The 11,227-nt window shown below is 64.6% G+C and carries 9 protein-coding genes, 1 tRNA gene and 1 pseudogene; 2 read left to right on the top strand and 9 right to left on the bottom strand.

Features of this window, described 5'->3' with window-relative positions:
* Nucleotides 1-278: pseudogene (gene gudD / locus ACLB1G_RS17750) on the top strand (glucarate dehydratase); the annotation flags it as partial.
* Here the strand turns inward: gudD and ACLB1G_RS17745 are convergent.
* The 6 genes from ACLB1G_RS17745 to pepN form a co-directional block, all read right to left on the bottom strand.
* Nucleotides 275-1,171: a LysR substrate-binding domain-containing protein gene (locus ACLB1G_RS17745; protein ID WP_491628559.1), complete on the bottom strand. Its 897-nt coding sequence runs from the start codon at nucleotides 1,169-1,171 to the stop codon at nucleotides 275-277. The pseudogene gudD and the gene ACLB1G_RS17745 overlap by 4 nt on opposite strands.
* 116 nt (nucleotides 1,172-1,287) lie before the next feature.
* Nucleotides 1,288-1,983, bottom strand: a complete 696-nt coding sequence (locus tag ACLB1G_RS17740; protein ID WP_491628558.1) for a hypothetical protein — start codon at nucleotides 1,981-1,983, stop codon at nucleotides 1,288-1,290.
* Nucleotides 1,984-2,397: 414 nt separating this feature from the next.
* Entirely contained in the window at nucleotides 2,398-3,618 is a 1,221-nt protein-coding gene (locus ACLB1G_RS17735; RefSeq protein ID WP_491628557.1) for a peptidase associated/transthyretin-like domain-containing protein, read from the bottom strand.
* A gap of 285 nt (nucleotides 3,619-3,903) precedes the next feature.
* Nucleotides 3,904-3,979 (bottom strand) — tRNA-Thr (locus ACLB1G_RS17730).
* 195 nt (nucleotides 3,980-4,174) lie between these two features.
* On the bottom strand, nucleotides 4,175-5,176 hold the full coding sequence (locus ACLB1G_RS17725) for a class 1 fructose-bisphosphatase (protein ID WP_491628556.1): 1,002 nt from the start codon (nucleotides 5,174-5,176) through the stop codon (nucleotides 4,175-4,177).
* Between the two features lie 39 nt (nucleotides 5,177-5,215).
* Nucleotides 5,216-7,864, bottom strand: coding sequence for an aminopeptidase N (gene pepN, locus ACLB1G_RS17720; RefSeq protein ID WP_491628555.1), 2,649 nt, complete (start codon nucleotides 7,862-7,864; stop codon nucleotides 5,216-5,218).
* Between the two features lie 190 nt (nucleotides 7,865-8,054).
* On the opposite strand from pepN, the gene ACLB1G_RS17715 reads away from it, so the two are divergent.
* A complete protein-coding gene (locus ACLB1G_RS17715) occupies nucleotides 8,055-8,726 on the top strand; it encodes a DUF4136 domain-containing protein (protein WP_491628554.1) in 672 nt (223 codons plus the stop codon).
* Between the two features lie 146 nt (nucleotides 8,727-8,872).
* Here the strand turns inward: ACLB1G_RS17715 and ACLB1G_RS17710 are convergent, their stop codons facing one another.
* Genes ACLB1G_RS17710 through ACLB1G_RS17700 form a run of 3 tightly spaced genes read right to left on the bottom strand, consistent with a single transcriptional unit; the run spans nucleotide 8,873 to nucleotide 11,202 of the window.
* Nucleotides 8,873-9,847 carry a quinone oxidoreductase family protein gene (locus ACLB1G_RS17710; RefSeq protein ID WP_491628553.1) on the bottom strand — a complete coding sequence of 325 codons (975 nt, stop codon included), beginning with the start codon at nucleotides 9,845-9,847 and terminating at the stop codon, nucleotides 8,873-8,875.
* Nucleotides 9,848-9,892: 45 nt separating this feature from the next.
* Nucleotides 9,893-10,279, bottom strand: a complete 387-nt coding sequence (locus tag ACLB1G_RS17705) for a methylglyoxal synthase (protein WP_491628552.1) — start codon at nucleotides 10,277-10,279, stop codon at nucleotides 9,893-9,895.
* A gap of 17 nt (nucleotides 10,280-10,296) precedes the next feature.
* Nucleotides 10,297-11,202, bottom strand: coding sequence for a DMT family transporter (locus ACLB1G_RS17700; RefSeq protein WP_491628551.1), 906 nt, complete (start codon nucleotides 11,200-11,202; stop codon nucleotides 10,297-10,299).
* Nucleotides 11,203-11,227: the final 25 nt, after the last annotated feature.

Below are 11,227 nucleotides of genomic sequence, written 5' to 3'. Positions count from 1 at the left end.
TCCCCCCCCCCCCCCCGGGCAAGGTCACCGCCATCGACACCCACTGGATCTGGCAGGACGGCGCCCGCGTCACCAGGGAGCCGCTCAAGATCGAGGGCGGCCTGGTACACCTGCCATCCAAGCCGGGACTGGGGATAGACCTGGACGAGGCGGAACTGGAAAAGGCCCACCAGGCCTACAAGAACATGGGGCTGGGCGCACGCGACGATGCGGTCGCCATGCAGTTCCTGGTGCCGGGCTGGAAGTTCGACAACAAACGCCCCTGCCTGGTGCGCTAACCCTGGGTCAGCGCGCTCTGGAACGTTGGCAGGATCTCGCGGATGAACAGCTGCAGGATGGGATTCTCGTTATCGCGCCGGTAGGTGCAGACCGTGCTGACCGGCTCGGTCTCAATGCGGCGGTACACGATGCCATCGAACTGCAGCCGCGCGCAGGACTCCGACACCAGGGCCGCGCCTATGCCGGCGCTGACCAGCGCCAGCATGGTATGGACCTGGCCGATGTGCTCCACCACATACGGCGCCACGCCCGCGCGCTGGAAGCGGGCGCTCAGCAGTTGGTAGAAGGGCCGCGCCTCATACGGCGAATACATGATGAAGGGACGCTCGTGCAGGCAGGCCAGGGTGGGCTGCTCGGGCCAGGTGGCGGCTTCACGCTCCGGCACCGCCAGCAGCATGTCTTCGGTCTTGATCGGCAGGCTGACCAACTCTCCACTCAACGGGAAGGCGCGCATCAGCGCCATGTCGAGCTGGCCCGCGTTCAGCGCCTCCACTTGCACGGTGCTCACCAGCTCCTTCAAGGTCAGCGCGATGTTGGGCGTGCGTTCGCGCAGGCGCCGCACCACTTCCGGCAGCAGGGTATAGCCGGAGGCTGAAGTAAAGCCTATGGCCAGGCTGCCTTGCTGGCCGCGCGCCACCCGGCGCGCCATCAGTCCGGCTTCTTCCGACAGGCGCAGGATGCGCGCCGCCTCCGGCAGGAAAGCCTTGCCGGCCGCCGTCAGCCTGACCACGCGGCTGCTGCGCTCCAGCAGGTGCGCACCTAGGCTATGTTCCAGCAGCTGGATCTGCCGGCTCAAGGGCGGTTGCGTCATGTTCAGGCGTTCGGCGGCGCGGCTGAAATGAAGCTCCTCGGCGACAGCGACAAAGCAGCGCAGCTGGCTGATTTCAAACATGGTGACGCGCTCACTCCCTGTGAATAATCCCGCTCGCATCGGGGTCCGGTGGAGGACTTGCATGCAGCATCGGCCTGGCCATTATATGACAGCCTGGCAGCCGCCGGTGCCTGGCCCTATTTCGGGCAATTGCTGACGATAACGCGGCTGCTATCGCGAAAAGCATCGCGTCCGGCGTTGTTCGACTCCGTCTTGTAGCATATCGCCACGCCGCCTGGCAGGATGAATTTGGTGATGCGGCTGCCATCCGGTCCGATGATCTCCACCCTCCCCGTGCCGCTGCCGCGATACGCCTTGCCTATCGCCGCCGCCAGCGCGGTCTCTTCATTGACCAGCTTGCGGTCGCGCTGCGTGTACGCCTCTTTTCGCGCTGCCTTGTCGGCCGCCGCGGCGCCCGCGATCGAACGCTGCACCACATCGAGTTCCGGCTTGGCCGGCAACGCGAACGGGTCCGGCGGCAGGGCGGTTTGCGTGATGGCTTGCGGTGGCGCCGGCTCAGGCTGTGGATCCTGCGGCGGCGCGGTGATAGTCTGGAGCTGCTCTGGAGATGTCGCCATCGGCGCTGTCTTGGCCGGCCGGCGCGCCGGACGGTCCAGACGCGGCGGCGCCGGCTGCCGTGCTTCTGGCCGTGCTTCTGCCCGTGCTACTGGCCGCTGAGCCGGCAGCGGTGCAAGGAGATAAGTGATGGCCGCACGCGGCATGGCGGGAGCCGCCAGCGGTCGCTGCGGCCGCTGCCAGGCAATGAACGCCAGCACATGCACGCCAGCGATGACCGCCAGCCAGCCGCGCCGCCGCGAGTGATGGGAATGCAATTCGATGACCTGACTCCAGAATTACCTGAAAGGCAATTCTGTGCAGCAGCGCCCTGCCGGGTCAATCGGGGATTTTGGAAATCCACCGCACGCTACCGCGAGTGCCGTCTGAGAATACTTGAAACGCCCTTGGGCGTACCGTCCGGCCGTACCAGTCCCGCCTGCAGCCTCCGTCACGTCAGCGATGAGGCTGTTCGTGGACTTCGGATATCTTCACATCCGCTTTCTGCTCCAGTTGCTTGCGCCAAGCTGTGAAGGCTGATTGCACGCCAGGGTAACGCGTATCGCCGTAAATGGTCAGCACTGGCCTTTGAAACGGCGACAGCGCGTCTGGCCCTTGGCTGACTTGCACCCAGTGCTTACAGCGGCAGTCGCGGGCTGCGGTTTCAGCCACACCCCATCCTTCCTCTACCACTAATCCTGTGTGGTCAGCCGCACCTCCCCTTTTGGCAGCATCAGCGACGGCACAGGCTTGCCTGCTTCCACTACCACGGCGTCGATAGGAACGGCGTCAGGTCCCGCATCCTTGCTGTAAGCGAGTATCAGGCGCTGGCCACTGGCTGGCAGTAGCGCGGCGGGAATCGGCTGCGGCTGCCGGCCAGCCAGCGTGGACAGCCACTGCGGGCGGCCATCGGCCAGGCCATAGTCGGGGAACAGCACCTGCATGTCCACTTGGTTGGCCTTGGAAGGCATGACCGCTGGTTTGCCATCGCCCCGCACCAGCACGACTGGTTCAGCGGGACGCAGTTTGGCCAGCAACGGACGATAGTAGGTATCTTCGCGCGCAACGTCCCTGTGAGCGATCAGCGCAGTCTGATCTATGTGCAAGGTTGCGCCTTCGCCCAGCCGGCGCGCCAGCAGCATGCCCATGGGCGAGAATGTGGGGCCGCCAATTTTGGTCAAGTGGCCGTATCCGACATGAACCAGCACCTTGGCCTTGCTGTCCTTGGCAAAAATGCGTTCATAGATATTCTTGGCTTGTTGCACTTCCCGTGCCCGCATGCGCTCGTCGGGCGGCAGGCTACTGTCGTGTTGTTCTGTTTCGTATGGCACCAGCGTCCAGCCATCTGCGATGGCCGCGTTGATGAACCCGGCAAACACGGGTTCATTCGTGTAATAGCCTGTCGTCGAGGTCACATATTTCGGCTGTGCCTCCACGGCGGTCGAAAACGTTTCGCAGGCCAGATAGGTGTAGCCGATCTTTCGCAACTCCGCAGCCAACTTTTGCGTGAAGGCGCGGTGCATCGGCACATGGTGCGACTCATTGATCAGCACGGCCCGCTTGTCCCGGGCGGCCGCCACGATGGCCTTGATGGCATCTTCAGCCACCACCCCGTCCAACACGGCAGGGTCGGCCGGGCGCGCTGCCCGGTTGGGGTATCTGATCTGATTGTCCATGTCCAGGCTATCGAGCGCCCCTGCAACATCCCCCACCAGACTTTGGCGCCAGCCGTAGTCCTGGAACCGGCTCCCGATGACCCCGGCGCTCTGCGGCGGTTGCGCGGTCTGCGCCTTGATCAGCTCTGCTTGCGCGGCGCGTAGTCCCTCCATGCGGCTTTTGGTCGGGGCAGCCATCGCCACCACGCCTTGGAGCAGCAGTGCGGCGCAGACGCTCGATACAAGCATGTTTTTCATTGTTTTCCGATCGGCAGGTTGAAAAACCCAGTGTATGACAGCCACCGATTGGTTGCACTCATGGAAATGATTTTTTTATATCACGTGAGATATGCCTTAGCTGCAACCGATGTAGCCACCAAAGGCATTAGTGAAATCATCTGGAAGAACTAGCGGCGATTGCGGGACAAGTTTTTCGCGTGAGGGACCTGATACGCCCATCGATAGGGCGGACAACAAAAAACCCGCTTCTCCTATGAGAAAAGCGGGTTTTCGGATTTTCTGAGACCTCTTACTGCTGAGTTCTGGTGCCGCTGACCGGAATCGAACTGGTGACCTTCGCATTACGAATGCGCTGCTCTACCGACTGAGCTACAGCGGCGATAAGAGGCCCACATTCTAACAAACAAATCTTGTGGGCCGCTAGGGTTCGCAATGCTTTTTTTGCCGGGGTGGCTAAAAAATCATTGCTTTACAAAGATTGGGGCCCGCATGCTCTGCATGGACTCCCGCCTGCGCGGGAGTGACGTGTCGAAGGCGCGGGGGCGCAAAGGCGTTGTCTGCCCGCGCCATCTGCTTACTCGGCGTGATAGCCCGTCACCACCGCCACCTCATCGCGCGAACCCAGGATCACCGGTACGCGCTGGTGCAGCTTGGTCGGCTGGATGTCCATGATGCGCTGCTTGCCGTCGGTGGCCGCGCCGCCCGCCTGTTCGACGATGAAGGCCATCGGGTTGGCTTCGTACATCAAACGCAGCTTGCCCGGCTTGGAGGTGTCGCGCAGGTCGCCCGGGTACAGGAAGATGCCGCCGCGGTTCAGGATGCGGTGCACGTCGGCCACCATGGAGGCGATCCAGCGCATGTTGAAGTTGACGCCGCGCGGACCGGTTTCGCCGGCCAGCAGCTCGTCGATGTAGCGCTTGACCGGCGGGTGCCAGTGGCGCGCGTTGGACATGTTGATGGCGAATTCCTTGGTGGTCGGCGGAATCTGGATATTGCGCTGGGTCAGCACCCAGGAACCCATCTCGCGGTCCAGGGTGAAGCAGTTCACGCCATTGCCGGTGGTGAGCACCAGCATGGTCTGCGGGCCGTACACGGCGTAGCCGGCGGCGACCTGCTTGGTGCCAGCCTGCATGAAGTCGGCCTCGGTGGGCTGGGCCATGCCTTCCGGCGCCTTCAGCACCGAGAAGATGGTGCCGATCGAGACGTTGACGTCGATGTTGGAGGAGCCGTCCAGCGGATCGAACAGCAGCATGTATTCGCCCTTGGGATAGCGGTTGGGGATGGGGTGGATGGATTCCATCTCTTCCGACGCCATGGCCGCCAGGTGGCCGCCCCATTCGTTCGCTTCGAGCAGGATCTCGTTGGAGATGATGTCCAGCTTCTTCTGCACTTCGCCCTGCACGTTTTCGCTATCGGCGGTGCCCAGCACCTCGCCCAGCGCGCCCTTGCCGACCGCGTGGCTGATGGTCTTGCAGGCGCGTGCCACCACTTCGATCAGCAGGCGCAGCTCGGCCGGGATGCTGTTGTGCAGTCGCTGTTCTTCGACCAGGTATTGGGTTAGGCTGACTCGTTTCATGGTTTCCCTTGGGTGTAAAGTTTAAATCGTATAAATCGTTTAGTTGGCCAGCGCCTTGCTCACCACTTCCAGCACGTCGTTGGACAGCCTGGACTGCGCCGCGACCTGCTGCAGCGCGCGCTTCATGTGCGCCTGCAGGGCCGGCGCGTAGCGGCGCCAGCGGTCCAGCGAGCGGGCGAAGCGGGCCGCCACCTGCGGGTTGATGGCGTCCAGCTTGATCACGTGCTCGGCCCAGAAGGCGTAGGCGCTGCCGTCGGCCGCGTGGAATTGCGACGGGTTGCCGTTGGCGAAGTTGAACAGCAGGCTGCGCGCCCGGTTCGGGTTCTTCAGCGTGAAGGCCGGATGCCGCATCAGCTGGCGCACGGCGGCCACGTCCGTGTGCGGAGCGGCGGCCTGCATGGCGAACCATTTGTCGATCACCAGGGCCTCGCCCTGGAAGTCGTCGTAGAACTGCTGCAGGTCGGCCCCCACGTCGGCGCCGCTGTGGATCAGGGCCACCAGGGCGGCCGCGCGGTCGGTCATGTTGGTGGCGCTGTTGAACTGCTGGCGCGCCAGGGCCAGCTCGGCTTCGCCGGGCGCCACCAGCAGGTAGGACAGGGCCAGGTTCTTCAGCGCGCGCTTGCCGGCCGATTGCGCGTCCGGGCTGTAAGCGCCCGGGGTCTGGTTGGCTTCGTACTGGGCCAGCAGTTCCAGTTTGAGGCGCTGGCCCACGGTGCGGCGCACGAACTGGCGCGCCGTATGGATGGCTTGCGGGTCGACCACCTCCAGCTGGTCGGCAATCACGGTCTCGGACGGCAGGATCAGGGCCAGTTCGCGGAAGGCCGGGTCCAGCGTTTCGTCGGTCAGCACGCGGCGCAGGGCCACGATGAAGGTGTCGTCCAGCGCCAGTTCCTCGCCGGCGGCGACGGCGGCGGTCAGCTTGAGCAGGCGCGCCATGGCCAGGCGCTGGCCGGCTTCCCAGCGGTTGACCGGGTCGCTGTCGTGGCTGAACAGGTGCAGCAGCTGTTCATCGCTGTAGCCGTATTCGAGGATCACCGGCGCCGAAAAGTCGCGCAGCAGGGACGGCACCGGCTCCTCTTGCACGCCGGTGTAGCGGAAGGTTTGCTCGGCCTCGGTCAGCTCCAGCACGAGGGTGGATGGGGCGGTGGCGCCGCTGTCCAGCGCCAGCGGCAAATCCTTGCCGTCCGCACCCAGGAGGCCCACCGCCACCGGAATGTGGAACGGCAGTTTTTCAGGCTGGCCGGCGGTGGCCGGGCAGCGCTGGCGCAGGGTGATGTCGTAGGTTTGGGCTTTCGCGTCGTAATGCGTCGAGGCCGTGACCACCGGCGTGCCGGCCTGGCTGTACCAGCGTTCGAACTGGGTGAGGTCGCGGCCATTGGCGTCCGCCATGGCGGCGCGGAAGTCGTCGCAGGTGACGGCCTGGCCGTCGTGGCGCTCGAAATACAGGTCCATGCCCTTGCGGAAGCCGTCGCGGCCCAGCAGGGTCTGGTACATGCGCACCACTTCGGCGCCCTTCTCGTACACCGTCACGGTGTAGAAGTTGTTAATCTCCACGTAGGAGTCGGGACGCACCGGGTGCGCCATCGGGCCGGCGTCCTCGGGGAACTGGGCCTGGCGCAGGGTGCGCACGTGGTCGATGCGGGTCACGGCGCGGCCGCTGTCGGTGCCTATCATGTCAGCCGTGAATTCCTGGTCGCGGAACACGGTCAGGCCTTCCTTGAGCGACAGCTGGAACCAGTCGCGGCAGGTCACGCGGTTGCCGGTCCAGTTGTGGAAGTATTCGTGGCCCACCACGGCTTCGATGCCGGCGTAGTCGATGTCGGTGGCGGTGCTGGGATTGGCCAGCACGAACTTGGTGTTGAAGATGTTCAGGCCCTTGTTTTCCATGGCGCCCATGTTGAAGTCGCCCACGGCGACGATCATGAAGCGGTCCAGGTCCAGTTCCAGGCCAAAGCGTTCCTCGTCCCAGCGGATCGAGTGCTTGAGCGACTGCATGGCGTAGTCGGTCTTGTCCAGGTTGCCGTCCTCCACCCACACCTGCAGCAGCACGTCGCGGCCGTCGGCCAGGGTGTAACGCTCTTCCTGGCAGACCAGTTTGGCGGCCACCAGGGCGAACAGGTAGGACGGCTTCTTGAACGGGTCTTCCCACTTGGCGTAGTGGCGGCCGTCACCCAGGTCGCCTTCCTCGATCAGGTTGCCGTTGGACAGCAGCACCGGGTACTGGGCCTTGTCGGCGCGCAGCATGACGGTGTATTTGGCCATCACGTCCGGGCGGTCGGGGAAGTAGGTGATGCGGCGGAAGCCCTCCGCTTCGCACTGGGTGAAGAAATTGCCGTTCGAGACGTACAGTCCGGACAGCGTGGTATTTTCCACCGGCACGCACAGGGTTTCGATGTCCAGCACCACCTGGTCCGGAGCCTGAGGGATGGTCAGCACCGTGCCCTCCAGCGTGTAGTCGCCGGCCGCCAGCAGCTTGCCGTTCAGGCGCAGCTGCACCAGTTCGATATCCTCGCCCTGCAGCACGATGTCGCGGCTGGCGCTCTCTGGATTGTGGTGCAGGGTGATGCGGTTGGCAACGATGGTGCGGGCCGGGTCCAGGTCGAAACCCAGTTCGACGGTATCGACCAGGTAGGAGGGAGGCTGGTATTCCAGGCGGAGGATGGTCGGGGGAGTGCTGTCTGTGCGCATGGTGGGGCGAAATGTAGACAAAAGGGTATTTTACCAATACCAGGGGCCGCCCGGCCGCGTTTTCGCGGGGCGGCGTGCGGCCAAGTTGCAGCTTTCCATTGCTCGGTAACAAACTGTAATTTCCAAGCGTGCTGGCGAGACACGTTCTACACTTATCGGTGTACCATACCGTCCAAATCGGGAGACCATCATGAAATACCTGGCCATCATTGCGGCAGCCGCCACCCTGCTGCTAAGCGGCTGCGCCACCACCCTGCGCAGCGACGTCACTTCTTTCAACGCCTGGCCGGCCGACCTGGCCGACAAGTCCTATGCCTTCCAGGCCCCGGCGCCGGCCGAGGATACGCTGGAATACCGCACCTACCAGGCCATGGTGGGCAATGAACTGGCCAAGCTGGGCTTCCACCAGGCGCCCGACGGCAGCAGCCCACAGTTGCTCGTAGGCATGCATTTCCGCACCGTGATCGTGCCGGTCAAGACCTATGTCGGCGATCCGTTCTACGGTCCGGGCTTCTACGGCCCAGGTTTCGGCCGCTACGGCTTCTACCGTTCCAGCTTCTACCGTCCGTATTTCTACGATCCCTTCTTCTACCCGAGCCGGGTGGACGAGATCGTGCGCAACCAGTATGAGCGCCAGCTGAACGTGACCATCAACACCGCCAGCGGCCGCAAACTGTACGACGTGACCGTGCACAACTCCAGCCGCGTGCGTTCGACGCCGCGCGCCATGCCGGCCCTGGTGCAAAGCGCCTTTGCCGGCTTCCCCGGCCAGAGCGGCGTGGCGCGCCAGGTCGATGTCGAGATTCCGGACCAGGAACCGGCCATCATCAAGGCCGGGACGCCGGCGCCGACGGTGAAGTAAGCGCGCCGCATGGTGACCACCGGGACGCCCAGGCGTCCCGTTTTCTTTTAGAACCCGTTTCAAAATGAGCAGGGCGCCGCGACGCAGACAGTGCGCCTGCACGGCAAGGAGCGGCAACGACGCCATGGTCTTTTTGAAACGGGTTCTTAGGGGAGCAGGATCGACGAACCCGTGGTCTTGCGCGCCTCCAGGTCGATATGGGCCTGGGCAACGTCGGCCAGCTTGTAGCGCTGGCGCACGTCGACCTGCACCGCGCCGCTGGACACCACGCCGAACAAGGATGCGGCCGAGGCTTCCAGGTCCTCGCGCTTGGCCACATAGCTCATCAGGGTGGGACGGGTCAGGAACAGGGAGCCGCGGTTGGCCAGGTCGGCCAGGTTGACGCCCTCCACCGGACCGGAGGCGTTGCCGAAGCTGACCATGGTGCCCAGCGGCTGCAGGCAGTCCAGCGAACCGATGAAGGTATCCTTGCCGATCGAATCGTACACGGCGCGCACGCCCTGACCGCCGGTCAGCTCGCGCACCCGCTCGGTGAAGTTTTCCTTGTTGTAGTTGATGACGTGGGCCGCGCCGTGTTCCAGCGCCAGCGCCGCCTTCTCGTCCGAACCGGCGGTGCCGATCAGGGTCACGCCCAATACCTTGGCCCACTGGCAGGCGATCAGGCCCACCCCGCCGGCGGCGGCGTGGAACAAAATGGTGTCGCCGGCCTTGAGGTGCACGGTGCGGTGCAGCAGGTACTGCACGGTCAGCCCTTGCAGCATCATGGCGGCGGCCGTGTCGAAACCGATGTTGTCCGGCAGGACCAGCAACTGCGAGGCCGGCAGGTTGCGCGCCTCGGCATAGGCGCCGATGGGCCGGCCCGCATAGGCCACGCGGTCGCCCGGCTTGACGCTGGTCACCCCCTCGCCCACCGCCTCGACCACGCCGGCGCCTTCCATGCCGAGCGCGCCCGGCAGCTGCTGCGGATACAGGCCGGTGCGGAAATAGATATCGATGAAGTTCAGGCCGATGGCCTCATGCCGGACCTGGGCTTCGCCGGGACCGGGCGCGCCCAGCTCCACATCCACCAGTTCCATCACTTCCGGGCCGCCGGTGCGGGCCATGCGTATCGCCTTGGTCATGCCATCCTCCTGTATCGGTGAGATGGCAAGTGTAGCGCGCCTGATTCAGGCCTGCTTGGCGCGCCCCTGCAGCTGGGACAGCACCAGGTGGGCCGAGGCCAGGTTGGTGGCGCACGGCGTGTTGTGCACGTCGCAGGCGCGCACCAGGGCGTTGATGTCAGGTTCGTGCGGCTGCGGGGTCATGGGGTCGCGCAGGAAGATCACGCAGTCGATCATGCCTTCCACCAGCAGGGAGCCGATCTGCAGGTCGCCGCCGAAGGGGCCGGAGTGCTTGCGGTCGACTTCCAGCCCCAGTTCATTGACCAGGCGGCCGCCGGTGGTGCCGGTGGCGACAAGGCTGCAGCCGGCCAGGAACTCGCGGTACTCACCGGCCAGGGTGATCATGTCGTCTTTTTTCTTGTCGTGGGCAATCAGGGCGATGCGGGTTTTCATAACGTGATCCGTCGTGGTTATTTTTTGGACAGCAGATAGATCCCCGCCAGCACCAGGGCCGTGCCGGCCAGCTGCCATGCGGTGATGGGCTCGCCCAGCATGAGCGCGCCCAGGAACAGGGTGGAGACCGGGCCGATCATACCAGCCTGGGAGGCGGCGCCGGCGCCCACCCGCTCGACGGCGGTCATGGTCATGAACACCGGCGCCACGGTGCACAGCAGGCCGTTGATCAAGGAGAGGCCGTAGACCGGCAGCGGCTGCAGCAGACCCGAGGCGGGCCGCAGGACGAAGAACTGGCCTATGCAGGCGGCGCTGGAAACACACATGGCGTAAGCCACCAGGCGCAGCGAGCCTAGGCGCTTGACCATCTCGCCGGACAGCAGCAGATAACCGGCGTAGGCCAGCGCCGAGCCCAGCACCAGGGCCGAACCCAGCGCCACGTTGGCGCCGCCCTGCAGGTCGTGGATGAACACCAGCACGATGCCACCGTAGGAAATCAGCAGCGCCAGCCACTGCACGCGGCTGATGTGCTGCTTGAGCCAGAAGGCCGACACCAGCAGCACGAAGGTGGGCGTGAGGAACAGGATCAGGCGCTCCAGCCCGACGGTAATGTACTGCAGGCCAAGGAAGTCGAGAAAGCTGGACAGGTAGTAGCCGATCAGGCCCATGACCACGATGCGGGCGCGGTCGGCGCCCGACAGCGGCGGCGCCGTGCGCATCTTCCACAGCGCGACGGCGGCAAACACCGGCAGCGAGAAGATCATGCGGAAGGCGATCACGGTGACGGCGTCCAGCTGGTAGCGGTACATCAGCTTGGCGACGATGGCCTTGGTCGAAAACAGCACGGCGCCGGCAATGGCCAGCGCCAGCCCGCCCAGGTACGCTGCCCTGCCCCGCCCCGCATCCGCCTGAATGTTTTCCATGCCTCAATTGTAAGACATCGCGCGC

It is taken from the genome of Duganella kummerowiae (genome assembly GCF_053572355.1).
The sequence above is the reverse complement of the archived record's forward strand: the minus strand, read 5'-3'. Positions and strand labels throughout refer to the sequence as shown.